The 21,096-nt window shown below is 70.1% G+C and carries 20 protein-coding genes and 2 tRNA genes; 15 read left to right on the top strand and 7 right to left on the bottom strand.

The genetic code is table 11. The features are described 5' to 3' along the window. The first annotated feature begins 30 nt into the window (after positions 1 to 30). Both FNH13_RS03855 and FNH13_RS18965 read left to right on the top strand, forming a co-directional pair. Entirely contained in the window at positions 31 to 3,312 is a 3,282-nt protein-coding gene (locus tag FNH13_RS03855) for a S41 family peptidase (protein WP_143782255.1), read from the top strand. A gap of 184 nt (positions 3,313 to 3,496) precedes the next feature. Next, positions 3,497 to 4,753: an MFS transporter gene (locus tag FNH13_RS18965; RefSeq protein WP_165700014.1), complete on the top strand. Its 1,257-nt coding sequence runs from the start codon at positions 3,497 to 3,499 to the stop codon at positions 4,751 to 4,753. A gap of 56 nt (positions 4,754 to 4,809) precedes the next feature. Here the strand turns inward: FNH13_RS18965 and FNH13_RS03845 are convergent, their stop codons facing one another. Continuing rightward, positions 4,810 to 5,742 carry a GNAT family N-acetyltransferase gene (locus FNH13_RS03845; RefSeq protein ID WP_165700013.1) on the bottom strand — a complete coding sequence of 311 codons (933 nt, stop codon included), beginning with the start codon at positions 5,740 to 5,742 and terminating at the stop codon, positions 4,810 to 4,812. Positions 5,743 to 5,778: 36 nt separating this feature from the next. Here FNH13_RS03845 and FNH13_RS03840 point away from each other — a divergent pair, with 36 nt between their 5' ends. After that, positions 5,779 to 6,408, top strand: coding sequence for a DUF2461 domain-containing protein (locus tag FNH13_RS03840; protein WP_143782253.1), 630 nt, complete (start codon positions 5,779 to 5,781; stop codon positions 6,406 to 6,408). 147 nt (positions 6,409 to 6,555) lie between these two features. On the opposite strand, the gene FNH13_RS03835 is transcribed toward FNH13_RS03840, so the two are convergent. Beyond that, a complete protein-coding gene (locus FNH13_RS03835) occupies positions 6,556 to 8,817 on the bottom strand; it encodes an MMPL family transporter (RefSeq protein WP_143782252.1) in 2,262 nt (753 codons plus the stop codon). A 132-nt stretch (positions 8,818 to 8,949) separates the two neighbouring features. Here FNH13_RS03835 and FNH13_RS03830 point away from each other — a divergent pair, with 132 nt between their 5' ends. From FNH13_RS03830 to FNH13_RS03820, 3 genes are read left to right on the top strand one after another with little or no spacing between them, the layout of a single operon-like run. After that, a complete protein-coding gene (locus tag FNH13_RS03830) occupies positions 8,950 to 10,362 on the top strand; it encodes a sensor histidine kinase (RefSeq protein ID WP_143782251.1) in 1,413 nt (470 codons plus the stop codon). Between the two features lies 1 nt (position 10,363). Beyond that, a complete protein-coding gene (locus tag FNH13_RS03825; protein WP_143782250.1) occupies positions 10,364 to 11,041 on the top strand; it encodes a response regulator transcription factor in 678 nt (225 codons plus the stop codon). Then, complete coding sequence (locus FNH13_RS03820; protein WP_143782249.1) at positions 11,038 to 11,760, top strand: DUF4097 family beta strand repeat-containing protein; 723 nt, start codon at positions 11,038 to 11,040, stop codon at positions 11,758 to 11,760. Before FNH13_RS03825 ends, FNH13_RS03820 begins: the two co-directional genes overlap by 4 nt. Before the next feature lie 46 nt (positions 11,761 to 11,806). Here FNH13_RS03820 and FNH13_RS03815 read toward each other — a convergent pair whose 3' ends face one another. Further along, entirely contained in the window at positions 11,807 to 12,238 is a 432-nt protein-coding gene (locus FNH13_RS03815) for a GNAT family N-acetyltransferase (protein WP_143782248.1), read from the bottom strand. A 95-nt stretch (positions 12,239 to 12,333) separates the two neighbouring features. Between FNH13_RS03815 and FNH13_RS03810 the strand changes: the two genes are divergently transcribed. The 8 genes from FNH13_RS03810 (at position 12,334) to FNH13_RS03775 (ending at position 18,266) form a co-directional block, all read left to right on the top strand. Then, the gene (locus tag FNH13_RS03810; RefSeq protein WP_143782247.1) at positions 12,334 to 13,359 is read left to right on the top strand and encodes a PHP domain-containing protein; all 1,026 of its coding nucleotides are present in this window, start codon (positions 12,334 to 12,336) and stop codon (positions 13,357 to 13,359) included. Between the two features lie 176 nt (positions 13,360 to 13,535). Then, positions 13,536 to 13,608, top strand: a tRNA-Glu gene (locus tag FNH13_RS03805). An 80-nt stretch (positions 13,609 to 13,688) separates the two neighbouring features. Then, a tRNA-Asp gene (locus FNH13_RS03800) sits at positions 13,689 to 13,762 on the top strand. A gap of 156 nt (positions 13,763 to 13,918) precedes the next feature. Continuing rightward, positions 13,919 to 15,250, top strand: coding sequence for a hypothetical protein (locus FNH13_RS03795; RefSeq protein WP_143782246.1), 1,332 nt, complete (start codon positions 13,919 to 13,921; stop codon positions 15,248 to 15,250). A 96-nt stretch (positions 15,251 to 15,346) separates the two neighbouring features. Then, positions 15,347 to 16,120 carry a CHRD domain-containing protein gene (locus FNH13_RS03790; protein ID WP_143782245.1) on the top strand — a complete coding sequence of 258 codons (774 nt, stop codon included), beginning with the start codon at positions 15,347 to 15,349 and terminating at the stop codon, positions 16,118 to 16,120. Positions 16,121 to 16,122: 2 nt separating this feature from the next. Then, the gene (locus FNH13_RS03785; RefSeq protein WP_143782244.1) at positions 16,123 to 16,935 is read left to right on the top strand and encodes a class F sortase; all 813 of its coding nucleotides are present in this window, start codon (positions 16,123 to 16,125) and stop codon (positions 16,933 to 16,935) included. A 36-nt stretch (positions 16,936 to 16,971) separates the two neighbouring features. Next, positions 16,972 to 17,532: an ECF RNA polymerase sigma factor SigK gene (gene sigK, locus FNH13_RS03780; protein WP_143782243.1), complete on the top strand. Its 561-nt coding sequence runs from the start codon at positions 16,972 to 16,974 to the stop codon at positions 17,530 to 17,532. Continuing rightward, entirely contained in the window at positions 17,529 to 18,266 is a 738-nt protein-coding gene (locus FNH13_RS03775; RefSeq protein ID WP_143782242.1) for an anti-sigma factor, read from the top strand. Before sigK ends, FNH13_RS03775 begins: the two co-directional genes overlap by 4 nt. A 32-nt stretch (positions 18,267 to 18,298) precedes the next feature. Here FNH13_RS03775 and FNH13_RS03770 read toward each other — a convergent pair whose 3' ends face one another. The 3 genes from FNH13_RS03770 to FNH13_RS19195 all read right to left on the bottom strand — a co-directional run bounded on the left by FNH13_RS03770 (position 18,299) and on the right by FNH13_RS19195 (position 20,416). Continuing rightward, a complete protein-coding gene (locus tag FNH13_RS03770) occupies positions 18,299 to 18,709 on the bottom strand; it encodes a transferase (protein ID WP_143782241.1) in 411 nt (136 codons plus the stop codon). A 176-nt stretch (positions 18,710 to 18,885) separates the two neighbouring features. Continuing rightward, positions 18,886 to 19,542: a 4'-phosphopantetheinyl transferase family protein gene (locus FNH13_RS03765; protein WP_165700011.1), complete on the bottom strand. Its 657-nt coding sequence runs from the start codon at positions 19,540 to 19,542 to the stop codon at positions 18,886 to 18,888. 97 nt (positions 19,543 to 19,639) lie between these two features. After that, positions 19,640 to 20,416 carry a transposase gene (locus tag FNH13_RS19195; RefSeq protein WP_143782239.1) on the bottom strand — a complete coding sequence of 259 codons (777 nt, stop codon included), beginning with the start codon at positions 20,414 to 20,416 and terminating at the stop codon, positions 19,640 to 19,642. Positions 20,417 to 20,459: 43 nt separating this feature from the next. Between FNH13_RS19195 and FNH13_RS18955 the strand changes: the two genes are divergently transcribed. Further along, positions 20,460 to 20,618, top strand: a complete 159-nt coding sequence (locus FNH13_RS18955) for a hypothetical protein (protein ID WP_165700010.1) — start codon at positions 20,460 to 20,462, stop codon at positions 20,616 to 20,618. A gap of 247 nt (positions 20,619 to 20,865) precedes the next feature. On the opposite strand, the gene FNH13_RS18950 is transcribed toward FNH13_RS18955, so the two are convergent. Further along, positions 20,866 to 21,042: a hypothetical protein gene (locus tag FNH13_RS18950; protein ID WP_165700009.1), complete on the bottom strand. Its 177-nt coding sequence runs from the start codon at positions 21,040 to 21,042 to the stop codon at positions 20,866 to 20,868. Positions 21,043 to 21,096: the final 54 nt, after the last annotated feature.

Below are 21,096 nucleotides of genomic sequence, written 5' to 3'. Positions count from 1 at the left end.
AATGGCGCATCGGCAACTACCTTGGGACGGGTGACTTCTGCCTACCTGCGCTATCCGCACCTGCACGGAGACCTCCTCACCTTTGTCGCCGACGACGACATCTGGTTGGCGCCGCTCACGGGGGGACGCGCCTGGCGGCTGACGACCGAGGACGCTCCGACACGCACTCCGCGCTTCTCACCGGACGGCAAGCACATCGCCTTCGTCTCCCACCGCGATGGTCACCCCGAGGTCATGGTGGTCGAGATCGCCACCGGCCAGGCCCGGCGGCTCACCTGGTGGGGCGCTAAGAACACGCTCGTCCTGGGCTGGACCGCCGATGGCAAGGTGCTGGTCGCCTCCCATGCGGGCGAAGCCAACATCCGCCATCTCACGGTGCGGGCCGTGGCTCTGGACGGCAGCTGGGAGCGGCTGTCCTACGGGCCGGCCTGGGGTGTCGCGGTCCGCGCTGACGGAGCCACCGCACTGTCCACCCCCGGGAGCCGTGCCCCCGCGCACTGGAAGCGCTACCGGGGCGGCACCGCACCGCGGCTGTGGCTGGACGCTGCTGGTGACGGGTCATGGACGCGGCTGCTCCCCGACGACACGGCGGGCCTGGTGGACCCGATGTGGATCGGTGACCGGTTGGTCTTCGTCTCCGACCGCGCCGCGACCTTCCCCGACGCCCCGGAGGAGCAGGCCAACCTGTGGGTCTGGGACACCCCCGGCACGGGTGAGCCCCGACAGGTGACCAGGCAGGGGCCCGAGGACGGCTATGTGCGTGACGCCACGAGCGACGGCTCGCGGGTCGTGTGGCACAGCCGGGGATCACTCTGGCTGCTCGACGACCTCGATGCCGAGCCGCGCCGGGTCGACGTCGACCTGCCGGTGAGCACGCCGGGCACCTGGGCGGCCAAGACCACCAAGTGCCTCGACGCCGTTGCCCCGGATCACGGCGGGGACGCCAGCCTCATCGGGTGGCGGGGTGCCGCCTTCTGGTTGAGCCACCGAGAGGGCCCCGCCCGGGCCCTGGTCGCCGACTCCGGGGTGCGGGTGCGCGAGCCCGCTCTGCTGGCCCGCACTCACCGGGTCGTGCTCGTCACCGACGCCGAGGGTGAGGACGCCCTCGAGGTCCACCACCTCGATGGCAGCCAACCACCGCGACGACTCGCGGTCGGCACGCTGGGTCGGGTGCTGCATACCTCTGCCGACCCCACCGGTGAGACGGTCGCGGTCGTCTCCCACGACGGACGGATGAGTCTGGTCACGGTCGCTGACGGGGCGGTCCGCGAGATCGGCCACTCGCTGGACGGGGAGCCGACGAGGCCGGTGTTCTCCCCGGACGGGCGTTACCTCGCGTGGGCCCAGCCCGTGCTGCAGGGCGAACGGTTCCGGCTGGTCATCACCGACCTGAGCGCCGGAGGGGAGCCGGTCATGCTCACCGAGGGCAACCTCAACGACCGCTCCCCCGCATTCACCGCCGACGGGCGTTACCTGGTCTTCCTCTCGGACCGCACGTTCGACCCGACCTATGACACCCATGAGTTCGCGCTCTCCTTCAGTGGGTCAACCCGGCCCTGGCTGCTCCCGCTGTCGGCCACCGATCCCGCGCCGTTTGGTCCCAGCGCCGAGGGCTGGCGGATCAGCAAGCCGGCAGCGGCGGCCGCTCAGGACGATGCCGCCGTAGCCCCCGCGACGTCCGCGCCCTCAGCCTCGGGGACTGCCGCGACCGCCGCGGAGACCCTCCCACCCCCGCCGGCCAGTCCCGATCTGGATGCCGAGGGCGCCGAGGAGCGCATCGTGCCCTTCCCTGTCACCTCCGGCGACTACCGTGACCTGCGTCAGGCCAGGGACGGCGTCCTGTGGGTCAAGATCGCCAGCGGCAGCGGTGTGCTCGGCACCCGCCGGGCCGGCGTGGCCAGCGAGCCTGAGAAGGACTCGTTGGAGTTCTGGTCGTTCGAGCAGCGCCGGGTCTCCACCGTCGCCGACAAGGTGGACTCCTTCGCGGTCTCCGGTGACGGGGAACGGGTCGTGGTCCGCGCCGGCGACGACGTCATCGTGCAGCCAGCCGACCACAAGCCGGACGAGAACGCCTTCGAGGCCGTCACCGTCGACCTGAGCCGACTGCGCCTCGAGATCGACCCGCTGGCCGAGTGGCAGCAGATGTATGACGAGAACGCCCGGATCATGCGCGACCACTACTGGCGTGAGGACATGAACGGGGTCGACTGGGATGCCGTGGTGGCCCGCTACCGGCCCCTGGTGTCCACGGTGCGGACGCACGACGACCTGGTCGACCTGCTCTGGGAGGTCGTGGCCGAGCTCAACACCTCGCATGCCTATGTCACCCCGCCGGAGCCGCTCGGCGACCAGTCCCGACGGCTCGGGCTCCTCGGGGCAGACCTCTCCCGTGCCGACGGTGGCTGGCGGATCGACCGGGTGCTGCCCGGAGAGACCAGCGACCCCGACGCCCGCTCTCCCCTGCGGGCCGCCGGGGTCGACGCCCGGGAGGGTGACCTGATCATCGCTGTCAACGGCATGCCGGTCGACCCCTCTTTCGGCCCCGCCACCGGGCTGATCGGTGCGGCGGACAAGCCGGTCGAGCTGACCCTGCGGCGGGACGGGCAGGACCGGCGCGTGGTCGTCGTCCCCATCGCCGACGAGGAGGTGCTGCGTTATCAGGACTGGGTCCGCTCCCGCCGCGACTACGTGCGCGAACGCTCGGATGGACGCGTCGGCTATCTGCACGTGCCCGACATGACGAGCACCGGCTGGGCGCAGCTGCACCGGGACCTGGGCCGGGCCGTCCGGTCCGAGGGTCTGATCGCCGACGTGCGTTATAACCGTGGCGGGCACACCTCTCAGATGGTGCTCTCGCGGTTGCTGGGTCGAGTGGTGGGTTGGGGTCTGGGACGCCACTTCGCCACCGCGGCCAGCTATCCCGACCAGGCGCCGCGCGGACCGGTGGTCCTGGTCGCCAACGAGAACTCCGGGTCGGACGGCGACATCGTCAACGCCGGCGCGCAGGCGCTGGGCATCGGACCGGTCATCGGCGTGCGGACCTGGGGCGGGGTGGTCGGCATCGACGGTCGCTTCGACCTGGTCGACGGCACCTCGATCACTCAGCCGCGTTACTCCTTCTGGTTGGAGGGCCGCGGCTTTGACGTGGAGAACCACGGGGTCGATCCCGACATCGAGGTCGTGCACTCCCCGGCCGACTTCTTCGGCCCAGCCGACCCGCAGCTTGACAGGGCCATCGCCGAGGTGCTGGCCCGGCTGGAGCAGACTCCCAGCGCCCAGCCGCCAGACCTGCCCGAGCCGCGCGTCCGCTGACCCACTGCGAGGGAGGATCGGTCCGCGGCGAGGACCGGCATACCGTGACAGAGCTGCGGTGACGCGTCTCACCGTCCTGGTGGCCCGGCAGCGCGCTGACCTGCGGTATCCTTAGAGGAGCACAGGGTTGACGCGCCAGGGGTGGGATGGCGCGAATTCGCTGAACTCCCCCCGGAGGATCCTGGTGTCACCCGTCGCGTCCTATCGACGCCTCTTTGCCCTGACCGGTCCCGTCTATGTCCTGGTCGCTTTTCTCGGGCGCATCCCGTTGGCCATGTCCCAGCTCGGCAGTCTGCTGCTGGTCTCCGGAGTGACCGGGTCCTATGGCGCCGGCGGAGCCACCGCCGGCGCGCTCGCGGTGGCCAACGCCATCTGTTCGCCACTCGCCGGCGCGCTGACCGACCGGGTCGGACAGCGCCCCGTCCTGCTCGTGCAGTCTGTCGTTGGCTCTCTCGGGCTCCTCGGACTGGTCCTGCTCGCCGACGGCTACGAGCAGGGGCAGGCCTGGTGGCCGCTGCTGGTCGTCGCCGCGGTCGCTGGCGCGTTCACCCCCCAGGTGGGCACTATGGCGCGGGTGCGCTGGCGCCCGATCAGCCGTCGCGCCGGGGTCGAGCGGCGTGACGTCGTCGACGCGGCCTTCTCCTACGAGGGCGCGGCCGACGAGGCCTCCTTCGTCCTGGGCCCGGCCCTGGTCGGCGTGGTCGGCGCACTGCTGAACCCGAGCGCCGCGATCATCGCCGCCGCGGTCCTGCTGGCAGCGTTCGGCACCTGGTTTGCACTGCACCCCACGGCCGCCCTGGTCGGTCGCATCTCCAGCGCCACGCCCTCCGTGGGCCGCCTGCTCACGCCGTCCCTGATCATCCTGGCCCTCGTGCAGTTGTCGGTCGGGGTGATCTTCGGATCGGTCCAGGCCGGCACGTCGGTCCTGGCCACCGACGCCGGCGAGCCCGGTCTGACCGGCCTCTTCCACGCGCTGCTCGGCGTCGGCAGCGTCCTGGCCGGCCTGGCGGTGGTCGCGGTGCCGGACACCTATGCCTATGAGAGCCGCCTGCGAGCCTTCACGATCGCCCTGGCCGTCCTCGTCCTGCCCATGCTCGCCGTCGACAGCCTGGGGATGCTCGCCTTCGCGCTGTTGGTCCTGGGAGTGGCGATCGCCCCGACGATGATCACCACCTTCACCCTCGCCGAGCGGATCACCCCGGTGCACCGCATCGGTGCGGCGATGACGATCCTGGCCGCGACGACCGGACTGGGGTATGCCGTGGGGTCCAGCATCGCCGGCCGGCTCGCTGACTGGGGTGGCCACCAGCCGGCGTTCGTGGTGCCGGTGATCGCCGCTGCCATGGCACTGCTCTTGGCGCTCGGCGGCGCCCGCACTCTTCGCGTCGCCCAGTCCACCCCCCTGGTGGGAGAGGTTCAGACCGTCGACAGCGCCCTCTGAGGGATCCCTGGACCGCTCGACCCCTGGGCCGCCGGGATCGTTCGGCCCCTCGTCGCTCAGTCTGCGAGGTCCCGCACGTAGCGCGAGATCACCCGCACCGGCACAAACCCGACCGAGGTGTAGAGCCGGTCCGCCCCGGTCGGGTTGGTCGAGTCGACCTCGAGCTCGCTGATCCGATACCCCGCATCACGGGCAGCACGCAGGGATCCCAGCAGGACGTCACGGGCCAGCCCTCGGCCCCGTGCCTCACGGCGGGTGCCCACCAGCTCGATGTGACTGACTCCTGGCTCATGCTCTCCGGTGAGGGCGTAGGCCAGCACCCGTCCGTCCTCGACAACGACCCGGCTCTGCTCTAGTCGTTGCGCGGACGACTTGCCCCAGAAGGCCCAGTGCTCCGCGGAGATGGGACTGAAGTTTCGGTGGTCACGGAAGGCGTCGTTGTGCGCATCCCGCATCGCGTCCAGCAGGCTCTGGGCCGGTCGGACAGCCACGGACTCAACACCGGGGTCGGGCCAGTCCTCCAGCTGCGCCTGCATGGTGACGAAGTAGTTGTCCGGTGTGAAGCCACGCTCTTCCAGGAGTTGCTGCGACGACGAGTCCGGCAGCCCACCGGAGGTGCGCAGCCTGAGGGGCGCTCCAGGGTGCCGCTCCGAGGCGAGCGTGACCGCCCGCTCCTCCAACCGGGTCAGGAGCTCACTGCCCACGCCCCTGCCGCGGTGGTCGGGGTGGACAGCACCCTCGACGCCGACCATGGCGCGTCCGTCCACCAGGGCGTCGCGGGCAAACACACTGCCCAGGGCGAGCAGGGCTCCACCGTCCCAGGCGCTGACCGTGTCGGTCGAGACGTCGAACCGCGGTGCCTGAAACATCTCGGCGGTGGACTCCTGCGTGGTGACCGCCCCGGTGCCATCACGCTCCCCGACGAGGTTGGTGAATGACACCACCGCGGGGATGTCGGCAGGGGTCACGGCACGCCAGGTGAGGGTCATATCCACAATTCTGCACTCCGGCATACCCTCAGTGCCATGAGCTTCACGGGGATCCCGCTCGATGCCGCCGACTTCTACGCCGAGCTCGAGCTCGACAACAGCACTGGCTTCTGGCAGGCCCACCGCGAGCGTTACGAGAGCAGTGTCCGCGGCCCGATGACCGCACTGCTCGCTGCCCTGGAGGAGGAGTTCGGGCCCGCCAAAATCTTCCGGCCCCATCGCGACGTGCGGTTCTCCGCCGACAAGAGTCCCTACAAGACGCACCAGGGCGGATACGTGGCCGCCGGGACCCGATCAGGATGGTATGCCGAGGTGTCGGCTGACGGGTTTCGTCTCGGAGGCGGGTGTTATCACATGGACAGCGCCGTGCTGGCGGCCTATCGCAAGGACGTCGACGGACCCCGCGGTGCCGAGTTGGAGCAGATTGTCGCCCGGCTGCGCGGGTCCGGGTGGGAGGTCAGCGGGGATCAGCTCAAGACCGCCCCCCGCGGCTGGAGCCGGGACCACGAGCGGATCGCGCTGCTGCGTCACAAGACGATCTCGGCGATGCGCTGGATCGAGGATGCCGACGTCGTCACGACCGGAGCGCTCGTGGAGCAGGTGCGCGCAGACTGGCGTCAGGTGCGGCCGCTCGTCGAGTGGCTCCGGCCGGTGACCGCGGCCTGACCCACGCCCCCAACGCCCCCTCCCCCCGACGCCCCCTCCCCCCCGACGCCCCCTCCCCCCAACACGCTTGTGTCATGCAGTGCCGGGGCTAGAGCCCTGGCACTGCATGACATAGCGCACGTGGCACCGCAGCAGGCGGCCGGAACCTCAGTGGTGGAGGCGCGGCAGCCAGGAGGGACCGGTGTGGGCTCGCTCGCCGAGCAGGGTCAGGACCGCCGGGAGCAGCACCCCGCGCACGATCGTGGCATCGATCAGCACCGCGACGGCCAGGCCCACGCCGAGCTGCTTCATCTCCAGCATCGACAGCGTCCCGAAGATCGAGAACACCCCGACCATGACGGCCGCGGCTGCGGTGACCACACCGGCCGAGCGGGCCACCCCCTGGCGGACCGCCCGCCGCGGTGACGCCCCAGCGTCGAAGGCCTCGCGCACCCGGCTGGTGACGAAGATGTGATAGTCCATCGACAGCCCGAAGAGCAGGACGAACAGCATCATCGGCAGCCAGGAGGCGATGGCCCCCGTCGAGGTGAAGTCGAGCAGCCCCTCGGCCCAGGTGCCACCGAAGACGACGACCAGCGCACCGTAGGCGGCGCCCACCGACAGCAGGTTCAGCCCCACGGTCGCAGCCGCCAGCGCCGGAGACCCGAAGGACACCAGCATCACCAGCAAGGACAGGACCAGCACGAAGCCGACAACCCAGGGCAGTCGCTCGTCCATCCAGGTCGTCAGGTCGGCCACCGCTGCCTGCCCGCCCAGGTGCACGTCGGCGCCGGGCACGTCAGCCAGCTCGGCCCGCACCTGCGGGAGCAGTTCATCTCGGACCTGCTCGACGGTCGTCGTCATCTCGTCGTCGCTCGGGGTGACGTCGAGCCCGAGGTCCCAGGTGGTGACCGTACTGTCCGTGGACCGCACAACCTCACCTGCGGCACCGGAGACGTGCTCGATGCCCTCCGCGTCGGGCGTCGTGCCCAGCAGTGCGGCCTCGACCTCGTCCGCGGAGTCCGCCGGGGCCCGCACCACGACCTGCAGGGAGTCGGACTGAGCAGGGGCGGCGGCGTTGAACTGGTGGTAAGCCTGCACGCTCTTGAGGTCCTGCGGCAGGGCCTCAACGTTGCCGATGGCGGTCTTCATGCCCAGGGCCGGGGCGGCCAGCGCCACCAGCAGTCCACCCACGACGAGCAGGGCCGCAAGGGGGTGTCGGGTCACGATGCCGGCGAGGTGGCCCCAGAAGGTCTCCTCCGAGCCACGCCTGGCCTCCCGCCGACGGGTGAACGGCAGTCGCAGCGCGTCGATCTTGTCGCCGAGCAGACCCATCAGCGCGGGCAGCACAGTCACGGCGGCGATCACGGCCACACCGACGACCAGCATGGCGCCGAGCCCGAGCGAGGTGAACATCCCGCCGGCCACGAGCATCCCCGACATCGCGATGACCACGGTGAGGCCGGAGATCAGCACGGCACGACCGGCGGTGGCCCCCGCGATGCCGATCGAGTCCAGCACGGAGGCACCGGCACGCCGTTCCTCACGGGCACGCCGCAGGATCAGCAGGGCGTAGTCGACACCCACGGCCAGGCCGATCAGCAGCACGATGGCCTGACTGTTCTGGTCGACCGGCAGCCAGGTGGACACGAGCGCCGTCAGACCCAGGGCTGCGGCGACGCTGCCCAGTCCGATCACCAGCGGCACGCCGGCCGCCACGACGGCACCGAAGGCGAGCAGCAGGATGATCAGGGTCGCGGGGATCGCAAACAGCTCGGCCCGTTGGAAGTCCTCACCGACCGTGGCATTCATCTCCTGGTCCAGGGACGTCTGCCCGAACTGGGAGATCGTCAGGTCGCTGTGCGCGGCCGCGAGCTCATCGGTCGCCCGGAGTGAGCCGTCGATCTCGAGCGCGACGCCCTCCTCGTCGGTGGCAAACTCCAGGGGCAGCACGATGCTGCCGTCCTGGCCCGGGAAGACATCTCCCACGTCGATGACACCGGGGACGGTCTCATAGGTGGTGACCAGCTCGGAACCCAGCTCCGCGGCACGGTCCGGCGCGATCGGACCCTCCGGGTCGGTGACGATGACGAACTCGGTCGGAACGTCTCCGAAGTCGGCGCCGTCCAGGATGTCGTAGGCCTCGGCCGAGTCGCCGACCAGCTGATCGTTGGCGCCCGTGGTCGTGATGCCGACCGCCGCCAGCAGCCCGATGCTGCCGAGCACCAGGAGCAGCGAGGTGCCCAGCACGACCCACCGGTGTTGGGCGCACCACAGCGCCAGCGGGCTGCGCGGCAGATCAGGCCGGTGGACGGACTCGGGCACGCTCCCGACCCGCTCGAGCGCTCGTGCCTGCGTGGTCCCCACGTCCTCGGCAGGGTCGATCGGCGCCCCGTGACGCCGCGAAGTCTCGGTCTGGTTCTGGATCATGCCTTCCAGCCTCGCGAGCCCGGCGTCCGCGCACACTGGCGTGGACACCCAGAACCGACGGGGGGATAACCCCACCCTGATCCGGTGGGCAGCAGGCTCCCGACCGCGGCGCAGCAAACCTAGGGTTGAGTCATGTCCACCTCCACGACACCGCGACGCAGCCTGCTCCGGCACTGGCTCAGCGGTTGGTCCCACGCCGCCTTCCTGGTGCTCAACCTGCTCACCGGTCTGGTGGCCGTGGTCCTCGTCGTGCTCATCATCGTGGGCGCGGTCGGGATCATCGCCGCCGGCTCCGGCCTCCTGCTGCTCGTGCCCGCACTCTGGGTCACGTGGTTGTTCGGGCGGGCCGAGCTGGGCCGCATCGAGGCCTTCACCGGCCGCCGCATCACCCCACGGCGGGCCTCGGGCGAGCCTCGCTGGCTCACCGTCCTCGGGTTCGGCGAGGAGCACCGGCGCGCTGCGGCATACACCGGGTTGCACGCCCTGTGGGGGTTGCTCACCGGTGCCCTCGTCGCCACCCTGCTCTCCGGGGTCATGGCGGTCCTGGCCCTGCCGCTGTATGTCGGACGCCTCCCGGGCGAGGGCACACGCATCTTTGGGGTGGTCCCCGTGGCGTCCGGAGGCAGTGGGCAGGCGCTCCTCTGGGTGCTCGCGCTGGTCGCTCTGCTGGTCACCCCCTTCCTGGCGCGACTGGTGAGCCAGGTCGACGTGCAGCTGGCGCGGACCCTGCTCGGGCAGGACGCCGAGGTGGAGATCGCCCACCTCTCCGAGCGCGTGGAGACCCTGACGACCTCACGCACCGAGACGATCGACTCGGTCGAGGCCGAGCGGCGCCGGATCGAGCGCGACCTGCACGACGGCCCCCAGCAGCGCCTGGTGGCGATCGCGATGGACCTGGGCATGGCCCGGGCCCGGCTGGCACACGACCCCGCCGGTGCCCAAGAACTGCTGGACAAGGCCCACCAGGCCTCCAAGGAGGCGATTGTCGAGATGCGTCACGTGGCGCGCGGCATCACTCCCCCGATCCTGGCGGATCGCGGCCTGGACGCTGCCGTCTCGGCCCTGGCCGCCCGTTCCGCGGTGCCGGTGACCGTCTCGGTCAGCGGCGTCGGCCGGTTGGATCCGACGACGGAGGCGATCGCCTACTACTGCGTCTCCGAGCTGCTCACCAACGTCGCCAAGCACTCCGGGGCGGCCAGTGCGCGGATCCGGCTGGGCCGCAACGAGGCCCTGACCCCGCCCGCCCTGGTCATCGAGGTCGAGGACGACGGCGTCGGAGGTGCCGATCCCCGCCGCGGGACCGGTCTGGTCGGCCTGCGCCAACGGGTGAACTCGGTGGACGGCACGATCGCGGTGGACTCACCGCGCGGCGGTCCCACCCGGGTCGTTATCCATCTGCCGGCGCGTCCGGTCCCGACGCAGCAGGACCGCTATCTGCCGAGCCCTGCGCAGCCTGCGCAACCTGCGCCCGCCCAGACCGCCACGCAGAGCTCCCCCACCCAGACCTCCCCCACCCAGAGCTCCCCCACCCAGAACGAGGACTGACATGACGACGCCCACCAAGGTTGTGCTCGCCGAGGACTCGGCGCTGCTCCGTGAGGGTCTGGTCCGGCTGATCCGCGAGGGCGGGTTCGAGGTGGTCGAGGCCTGCCACGACGCCGACTCCTTCCTGGACGCGGTCGGGCGCCATCGCCCGGGACTGGTCGTGGTCGACGTGCGGATGCCGCCGACCTTCACCTCCGAGGGGATCGTGGCCGCCCTGCAGGTCCGCACGCGCTACCCCGACACGGCGGTGCTCGTGCTCAGCCAGTATGTCGAGGAGCAGTACGCGACCGAACTGGTCGCCAGCCGCGCCGGTGGTGTCGGCTATCTGCTCAAGGACCGGGTCGCCGACACCGCCGAGTTCATCGCAGCCCTGCGGGAGGTCACTGGTGGCGGGACCGTCCTGGACCCCGAGGTCGTCCTCCAGCTGCTCTCCCGGGCCCGCAACACCGATCCCCTGGGTCGGTTGACCCCACGCGAGCGGGAGGTGCTCGGCCTGATGGCCGAGGGACGCACCAACGCCGCGATCGCCGCTGCCCTGTTCATCGGCGAGGGCGCGGTGGAGAAGAACGTCTCGTCCATCTTCAGCAAGCTCGACCTGCCCCCGACAGATCAGGATCACCGCCGGGTGCTGGCCGTCCTGCGGTGGCTCGATCACGGCACGACCAGGAGTGAGTCATGACCTCAACAACCAGACGTGCAGTCCTCATCGTCGGCAGCATCGTGGCGCTGCTCATCGTGATGGCTCTCGCGCTGCCGGCCGTCGGCCGGATCGTCCAGAGCACCGTGCGCGGGACCCACGAGCTGCCCGCGGACCTGCACACGCTCGTCCTTCACGGGGAGGTAGGTGAGATCAGCGTCCGCGCCGCCGGCCCTGGCGAGGAGCCGAGGGCGGAGGTCACCGTCCGCTCCACCCTCAGGGATCCGGAGGTCACCTCGGAGGTGGGCGAGGGTCGCGCGGAGCTGGTCAGCAGGTGCCAGGACTGGTGGTGGCTGGACAATTGCTCGGTCGACTGGGAGATCATCGTGCCCGCCGAGACCGAGCTGACGATCGGCAACACCGTCGGGGACATCACCGTCAGCGACGTGACCGGGGCGCTGTCCCTGAGCGGAGACGTCGGGGACCTCTCCATCGTCGGGGTCGGGAGCCCTACGGTCAGTGCCCGCAGCAGCGTCGGAGACATCACCCTCAGCCTGGTCAGCGCGCCCGAGGAGGTCACCATCACCTCCTCGACCGGTGACGTCACCGTCACGGTGCCCGAGGACGACTCCGGGTATCGCATCGAGACCGACACCTCGATCGGGAGCGTCACCAACCAGGTCGGATCAGATCCCTCGCAGAGTCGGCTGATAGACCTGCGGACCTCGGTCGGCGACATCACGGTGCGCCGCGGCACATAACGCATCGCCGGGTCGCGGTACTGCACGCATCGTCGGGTCGCCGCCCCTACCGCACCATGGGTAGGTGCATGATCCCGTCGTCGTCATAGTCCGGGCCGGAGCGGACGAAGCCAAACTGGGCATACCACTGCTCCAGGTGCGTCTGGGCGCCAATTCTGGTGGGGCGATTGCCGATTCGCTCCAGGGCGACGCGGATCAACTGCGCTGCATACCCTCGACCCCGGTGTCCGTCGACGGTCACGACCCGGCCGATGATCGCGTGCGAATCCTCCTCCAGGACACGCACATAGGCAGCCACCTCGCCGTCGACGTCCACCCACAGGTGCTCGGTACCCGGCTCGGTGTCCCGGCCATCCAGCTCGGGGTAGGCGCAGGCCTGCTCCACCACGAAGACGTCCACCCGCAGCCGCAACACGGCATACAGCTGGTCAGTGGTCAGGTCGGCGAACGAGGCGACTCGCACCTGGACTTCAGTCACCACCCCAGCGTAGATCCACGGGGTCGGCCCACCACCGTCTCACCCCACGGCCCTGGTCGAGACGCCGCGCAGACCCCGGCTGTAGCGTCGACTCCATGACCATCGAACCGGTGGATGCCCTGCGACGGATCGCCTTCCTGCTGGAGCGCAGCCGCGCCTCCACCTATCGGGTGAAGGCCTACCGCCAGGCAGCCGACACCCTCCTGGCGATCCCCGAGGCCGAGGTCCACGAGCGGGTGCGCAAGGGCACCCTGAAGCAGCTGGAGGGCATCGGCCCGTCCACCGCCGCCGTCATCGAGCAGGCCGCGGCCGGAGCAACCCCCGATCGGCTGGCCGATCTCGAGGCCGAGGCCGGCGGACCCCTGGTGGAGGGAGGCGAGTCCGTGCGCGCCCGGCTGCGCGGAGACCTGCACAGCCACTCGGACTGGTCCGACGGAGGCTCACCGATCCAGGAGATGGTCGCCACAGCGCTGGAGCTCGGCCACGACTACCTGGCGCTGACCGACCACTCGCCACGCCTCACCGTCGCCAACGGTCTCTCAGCAGCTCGGCTGGCCCAGCAGCTGAAGATCGTCGATGCGCTCAATGCTGCTGTCGGAGACGACTTCCGGCTGCTCAAGGCCATCGAGGTCGATATCCTCGATGACGGGTCCTTGGACCAGAGCGAGGCGATGCTGGACCAGCTCGACATCCGCGTGGCTTCCGTGCACTCCAAGCTCAAGATGGAGTCCACGGCGATGACTCGACGGATGATCGCCGCGGTGCGGCAGCCGCACACCAACATCCTGGGGCACTGCACAGGACGGTTGATCACCGGCAACCGCGGCAAGCGGGCGCAGAGCAGCTTTGACGCGAGCGCGGTCTTCGAGGCCTGCGTCGAGACCAACACCGCCGTCGAGATCAACAGCCGGCCCGAGCGCACCGACCCGCCCGATGACCTGCTCACCCTGGCGATCGAGACCGGGTGCCTGTTCGCGATCGACACCGACGCGCACGCCCCCGGGCAGCTGGACTTCCTGGCCTATGGCTGCGAGCGTGCCGAGCGCCTCGGCGTCCCCCTCGACCGGATCGTGAACACCTGGTCCCTGGACCAGCTCCTGGACTGGGCCAACGCCACCTGACCCCCCGCTCGATGTCACCCCGGTGGGGCGGCTCGAGCCCAACCACGGGCCCGAAAACCGTGCTCAAGCCCGGCCACGAGAACCCGTTTTGGTGGCAGCCCGATCCGTCACGTATGCTCTGTCACTGTCCTCATCGGAACCGAGCTGCGGTTGGCGGCGAGGGGGCGGCAGGACGGGTCCCCATCGTCTAGCGGCCTAGGACCCCGCCCTTTCACGGCGGTAACACGGGTTCGAATCCCGTTGGGGATACGTGGTCCTTGGACCATGCGGTCTACGGACCGAGCAGGAAAGGTAACCTTTCGGGGTTGCCGCACGAAGGCCTGACACCAGGCCCCGTAGCGCAGTTGGTTAGCGCGCCGCCCTGTCACGGCGGAGGTCGCGGGTTCGAGTCCCGTCGGGGTCGCCGAGAGGCGCCGACACCCACCAGGGTGCCGGCGCCTTCGTCGTCCCGACCGCCAGGGCCAAACTCGCTACCTGTGGGACACAGCGAGGCGCGGGAACGACTTGCCTGGTCCTGGCGTCGTAGCAGCAGTGTTGCCACCGCACCGGAGGACTGATCATGCGCCACCGACTCATCCCGCTCGCCCTGGCATCCGCCGGTGCCGTCCTGCTCAGTGGGTGCGGGTCGGCCTGGCCGGCCAGCGACGCGGAGGAACGCTTCGTCGAGCACTTCAGCACGACCTACGCCGAGCACGTTGTCTCGACCACCACCCAGTCGTCGGGCAAGTGGCCCTATGCCGGCGGGGACCTGTCCGCCCTGGTGGTGCTGGCCGACGACACCCCACCCGAGCTGTTCGACCAGATCACCCAGGAGGTCATCGCCTGGGATCCCGACAACTCGACCACCTACGACGGGCGGGGCGCCACCGCCAACGGGCTGGGGGTCTGCGCCGGGGACGAGCAGCGCGAGGCCAAGCAGGAGCTGCGCCATGGTCTGTATGCCGAGGGGCTGGCTCTGGCCGGCGACTGGCCGTGCACGACGTGGGAGCGGGCCGAAGGAGCGCCCTACCAGGCCTCAGTCGCCGACTTCAGCGCTGACGGGGCCACCGTGCGCCCCCTGCTGAGTGAAGACGGTGCTGACCTGTGGGTCCGGGCCGAGCTGCGTGAGCCGTGGGGCAGCGTGGACGCGCGCTGGGTGTCGGTCCCGCCCCAGCTGGAGGACACCCTCACCGCGGTGGGCGAGGTCATGCCGATCCGCACCTTCGAGTTCACGCAGGCCCAAGGCCTGCGCATCGCGGTGCCGGCCACGAGCGATCTCAGCGCCGCTCAGCAGGCGGCCGAGGAGGTTGCTGGCCCAGACCTGCCCGTCGAGGTCGTGCAGGGTGACCTGGACCCCGTCAAAGCCGCCGAGATCGAGGCGCTGGCGCCTGTCGCGGACCACGTGCGGGCTGTCCCTGGCGTCATCGACGTCACCGCCCGTCCTGGCCACCTCTTGATCGCCGTGGACGACCCGGACACGGTCACCGCGGCCGTGCAGGCGGCCACCACCCACTCCGCCCTGGGCGCGGCGAGCGTGGAGCTCAACCTGGATGCGACAGGCCCCGATGACGAGTGGGCTAGGCACCGCTACTTCTGGGACCGAGGCGGGAGCGATGAGATCCTGGACGTCTTCGTCGACCTGGTCGGGCACGAGTCGGTGTCACATGTCCAGGTGAGCAACCGGGCGACGACGCCCGCGGTGTCGGTGACCCTGTCCATGCCGCTGGCGGACGGATTTGCCCACCTCAAGCAGGTCCTGCCGGACGGCCTGTCCGTGAAGGTGGCCGGACACGATGCGCTGCCCTCGGTCCAGTTCATCTCGGCCCGCACCCTGGCGCCGGAGGATCTCACCACCCAGTTCACCACGCCGGATCTCGACCAGCTCGCCAGCGACTGGAACTCCGCCCCCTGAGCCTGCGCGCCTGAAATATCTGCAGGACGGACCAATCCGCCCCACCGACGGCTCCGAACCACAGGGTGACTGAACATCGCACCCAGAGGAGTTGTCATGCGCACCTATCGCACCCGCACCACCCCGCTCGTCGTCCTGGCCCTCGTCGGCCTCCCGCTGCTGGGCACCAGCCCGGCCTCGGCCCACGAGGGCGAAGGGACCGAGCTCTCCGGCACGCTGACCGAGCTCAACGACTCGGGAGCCTCCGGCACCGCCTGGGGCATGCTCGAGGGCAACCAGCTCCACGTCATCCTGGAGACCCAAGGCCTGCTCGACAGGGCGCCGCACGCCCAGCACGTCCACATCGGCGGCACCCACAGCTGCCCCGGCGCAGACGTCGAGGGCACAGGGCCCAACGGGGAGCTGCAGACGTCTGACGGCGTCCCCTCCTACGGCGGGGTGGCGCTGAGCCTGACCAACGAGCCTGGCATGACGTCCGGCGACCACGCCCTGGATGTGACCAACTTCCCCGCCGAGGGGAGTTACACCTACGAGCGCACCATCGAGGTCGACGACGCCACCGCCCGCGACATCGCCGCCGGCGCCGGTGTGGTCGTCGTCCACGGTGTCGACCACGACGGCAGCGGCACCTATGACGGTGACGCGAAGTCCGACCTGGACCCGATGCTGCCTGCCGAGGCCACGAACCCCGCGCTGTGCGGTGAGTTCGAGGTCGCACAGATGACGATGCCCGAGGACGGCGTCGCCACCGGTGGAGCCGGCACGGAGGGGACCGAGCACGTCGGTCTGATGGTCCTGGGCGGCGTGACGCTCGCAGTCGCCGGGCTGGGTCTGGCTGTCACCCGTCGCCGCGCAGACCAGCGCAGCTGAGCATGAACAGCACACCGACCGGGGGTCACGGACGACGCCTGTCGCTCGCGGCCATCGGGCTGCTCCTCGCCCTCGGCGTGGGCATGCCCTGGTGGGCTCTGGCCCACCAGGTCGGTGAGCCGCCACGACCCTCCTCAGACTCGCACGCCGCCAGCACCTCCGGCGTTGCCGACATCGCCGGGGCCACGGACAGCACCGGGGAGTCCGTGGCCCCGGACAGCACGGAGGAGGGGCTGGCCCCGGACACCACCGGCGAGGCCACGGGCCCGGGCACCGCCGGGGAGGACGCCGCCCCAACGGCCCCGGACACACACCGTGCCCCACGGTCGGCAGCCACCCCCACTCCCCCGGTCACGCTGCCCGCCTCGGTTCCGGTCCGGATCACCATCCCCGCGATCGGGGTGGACAGCCCCCTGCATCCGCTCGGGCTCGACGCGGAGGGACGGTTGGAGGTGCCCAGCGGAGAGCGCTACGGGGAGGCCGCCTGGTATGACGGATCACCCACCCCAGGAGAGGCGGGACCGGCGGTCATCGAGGGGCATGTCACCAGCCAGGGCTCGGTGCCCAGCGTCTTCTTCGAACTGGGGGCGCTGGCTCCCGGCGACCTCGTCGACGTCGAGCGGACGGACGGCACCACCGCCACCTTTGAAGTCTACGGGGCGGAGAGCTTCCCCAAGGACTCCTTCCCCAAGACCACGGTCTATGGCAACACCACGGGTGCGGAACTGCGTCTGATCACCTGCGGAGGGGCTTATGACGCAGAACGCCGCGCTCACGTCGACAACGTCGTGGTTTTCGCCCGACTGGTGCCGTGACCCCATCCGAGGACTTCACTCGTGCATGATGGGTTGGTGGCGACCGATTCGGGGCAGGACCTTGCCGAGTTGGTGGTGGCCTCAGCCGCGGGCGATCGGGTGAGTTTCGCGGCGTTGTATGACGCGACCGCGCCGAGGGTCTTTGGTCTGGTGGTGCGGGTGGTGCGGGATCGTTCGCAGGCTGAGGAGGTCACGCAGGAAGTCTTCTTGCAGGTGTGGGCCTCGGCGGGGTCGTTCGATCCTGCCCGGGGCAGCGCCCTGGGGTGGGTGCTGACGCTCGCGCACCGGCGCGCGGTGGACCGGGTCCGGTCGGCGGTGGCCCAATCCAGGAGAGATGTTGCCTACGAATCACGGCAGAGCGAGACTCCTTTTGACAGCACCGCCGAGAGCGCTGAGGAACGGATGGAGGCCACGCGGGTGCGTGCTGCACTGACAGTGATGACCCCGACGCAGCGTTCGGCGGTTGAGCTGGCCTTCTTCGACGGGCTGACCCACCAGGAGGTCTCCCAACAGCTGGGCGTGCCGCTGGGCACGGCCAAGACCCGGATCAGGGACGGCCTGAGACGGATGCGTGATGAGCTGGGAGGTGTCCCATGAGCGATGCGAGTCTGCACGACCTGGCGGCCGCCTACGCCCTGGACGCTGTCGATGACGCTGAGCGGGCCGCGTTCGAGGCGCACCTGCCGACCTGTCCGCCCTGCCGGGAGGAGGTCGCCTCGTTCAGTGACGTCGCCGAAGGGTTGAGCGCGGACCTCTCAGCCACCCCACCCCCTAGTCTGCGCGAGCAGGTCCTGACCCAGATCGCAGTCACCCCTCAGGACAACCCCACACCCGGCGCTGTGTCCGATGAGCTGGCTGGGCGGCGTGCGGGTCGTCACCGCGGTGCCGGGGGTGTGCGCGGGTGGGTCCTGGCCGCGGCTGTGGCAGCAGCGGTGGCCATCGGGGCCGTGGCGGTCACCCAGTGGACCCAGGACAGTGTGGACCCTGCTGTCGTGGCGGTGCAGGAGGTCCTCGACGCCCCCGATGCTGTCCGGTCCACCGAGTCCGTCGACGGGGCCAGGGTCACGGTCGTGACGGCATACTCCCTCGACCGGTCGGTCCTGCTGACCCAGGACCTGGCCGGTGCCCCGCCCGGACAGGACTACCAACTGTGGTTCGTCGACCAGGACGGCGCCGCGGTCTCGGCCGGGCTCCTACCGACCGGCACCGACCAGTTCCTCCTCGAGGGCGACCCCAGCGACGCCATCGCCCTCGGCATCACCCTCGAACCAACCGGCGGATCCGACCAACCCACCAGCGACCCCCTCATCGCCATCCCCCTGCAGGGGTGACCGGGCACCGGTGAGGGCGCCCGGTCAGCCGCTCAGGCCGCGCTGCGTTCCATCGCCGCACCGAGCACGGCACCGGATGGCACCCGCTCGTCGGTGTCAACGCTGACGAAGTCAGCGACCTGTGCACCCTTGCCGATCGCGACCCGCATGCCCAGCCGGGCTCCACGGCCCAGCCGAGCACCAGCACCCACCCGACAGTTGGTGCCGACCACCGCGTCCTCGCCGACGAAGGCGTCCTCAGCCACCCAGGCACCGGAACTCACGCGCGCACCGGGCGCCACACGGGCACCGGGGTCGACATAAGCCGACTCGTGCACGTAGGCCCTCGGGTCCACCACGGCACCCTCGGCAACCAGTCCCCCACCCAACTCGTGGGGCCAGTACCGCAGCGGCTTGCCAGGCACTTCCTCGATTTCGACGTACTTCTTGCGTCGCCTCGCCAAATCTGATCCCTCCCTCGGGATGTCGTCATATGAATGGTGCGGTCACGAACTCCGCCCGCTTAGGTCCAACGCACGAGTAACGTGGCGTGTTCCCGCGCTGCGAGGCACCTTGTCCCCCGGTGGGAAAGTCTCCCGCTGCCGAGAGTCGAGCTCGTCCCACGAGGTTGGCGAGCGGCCTAGTCTGCCTGCGGGACAGCGAGGTCGATCTCCGTGACTCGTGGGGCCGCGCGCCCCAGGAGGCAGACCGCTGCCCGGTAGCCAGCACGGTCACCCAGCCGGATGAGCCGCGCGCTCGGCCTGCCCAGGAGGGCGACGCGGCTCCCGCTGACGGACACGGTGGAGAGGGGCACGGTCAGGCCGGTGCCGATCGCCTTGAGGTAGGACTCCTTGGCCACCCAGAGGGACATCAGGGCGTCATCATCGTCGGCCTGCTCGCGCGGGCCCAGGATGAGGTCCCGGGGCATTGGCAGGCCCCCGGCAGATCCGAGGTCTTCCACGTCGACCCCGACCGGGCCGGTCGCGGTCGCGGCGATGACCACCCACCGGCCTGCGTGAGAGAGGGAGACGTGCAGGTTCCCACCGCTGACCACGGGCCGACCGTGAGGCCCTCCGCACCAGTCGCACGTGCGCTCGATCACGACCTGGGGGGCTGGCACGCCCAGGTGCTGAGCAACCACAGCCCGCAACGCCCCCGCTCCGACGATGGAGCGCCACTCGTCCTCACGGTGCCGAAAGCGCGTGGCCCGCTCACGTTCCAGACGTGAGACCCGGGTGCTGAAGTGTGTAGCGGTCCTGGAGTCGACCGGCACCCAGTGCACGGACACCGCCACCATCCACGCTCCCCTCTGGCGATCGGGAGTCACACTATGCCACCCGTGCGGAACCGGCCACCACGAAAACATGGGGTTGACCCCGTTTCGTGGACATCGGTTAAGCGGCCTGATCGACCGCTGTGCTGAGTCGGTGCTCGAAGGCTACCGGGTTGATCTGGCCGAGGGCGCTGTGGCGTCGGCGGCGGTTGTAGACGGTCTCGATCCAGGTGCTGACGGCGGTGATCGCCTCAGCGTGGGTGGCGAAGTCGTGGGCGGTCAGGTACCGGGGGTCGAGTCCTTCCGGGACTGGTGCGTGTGTGTGGCCGGTGAGCAGGCTGTAGACGGTGGAGCGCGCGATGCGCAGATGGTGGTGAATGAGGGCCCGGGCGGCGTAGGGTTCCATCCCTTGGAGGATGAGGCCCTTGCTGAGTGCTCTGGTTTTGTCGCGGGAGCGGTCCCAGACGTTTCCGGAGCGGAGGTACGGGTGGGTGGAGATCTGGTCGGGTGGTGCCGTGCACGCGGCTTGGGAGCGGTTGATGGCGTTGATTCGGGAGTCAAGGCTCTCGCCGGTGGGCACGGTGAATGGGATCAGGCCGACGAGAATGTCTGTCCCACCGGCGTTGGGGAAGGCGATGATGACCTCGCCGGTGGCATCCCAGTCTCGGATGTTGGTGAATCGAAGCCGTTCGATGACTTGTGCGAGTGCCGCCCGGGTTTTACCGTCACCCGTGTCAGAGTCGGACAGGTGCGCCAGGACGTGCGCGACGAGCGCCAGGTCGTCCCGGGTGATGGTGTCCGCCGGATCGTGAGGCTGCGCTGGGGTGGGCGTGCCCTTGGGCTTCTGCCGGGCGCAGGGGTGTCCGGTGTAGCGAGCGTGCGTAGCTTGCTGCAGCATCAGCGTCCGCCTGGGCTGTCCGGACGAGGTTCTCCAGTTCGGTGTGCTTCTGGCGGTCCGCGGCGAGTTGGCCGGCGGCGGCCGCTGGCAGCAGTCCGACGGCGGCCGACTGCCCACGCAGGATCCGGGCGACTCCTACCTGGTCTGCGTCGACCGCGTCGACGACCGCGTGCGCGATCGCCGCGTGGAGTTCACGCGCTAGGGACCGTGCGAGTACCACAGACCCCGCACGGTTCGCCTGCCACCCACGTCTCAACGACGCCATCGGCGACAGGTCCGCAGAAGGTTGACGGGTACGCCATCGGTACGACTGCCCGTAGGCGACCAGGATGTTCTCCCGACCGGTCACCTCGTCGATCCACGGTTCGAAACCGACCAGGAGCTTCTCTTGCTTGCTGCGTGCGGGTGTTCGCACAGGGACGTTCTCCGCGACGACGCTTGCAGCGAGCTCACGAAGCCAGGGCCTGAGCGAGTCTCTCCCCCATGAGGTATGCGCGCTCCCCGCCCTGACCTGCCCAGCCGACCTCCTCGTCCGACAGCGCGCGGTCGTGGCGGACCCGGTGGAGCAGTTCGTCGCGGGCGGACAGTTCGGCGACCCACGCGGACGCGGGCCGGCCCAGGCTCACGTTCCTTCGCATCGCGAAACGAACCGCAACCCGAAGGTCGTCTTCGTTGAGCTG

Origin of the sequence: Ornithinimicrobium ciconiae (assembly GCF_007197575.1) — a bacterium.
GTDB classification, from domain to species: domain Bacteria; phylum Actinomycetota; class Actinomycetes; order Actinomycetales; family Dermatophilaceae; genus Ornithinicoccus; species Ornithinicoccus ciconiae.
Note: the sequence above shows the minus strand (reverse complement) of the source record. Positions and strands in the feature narration are given on the sequence as shown.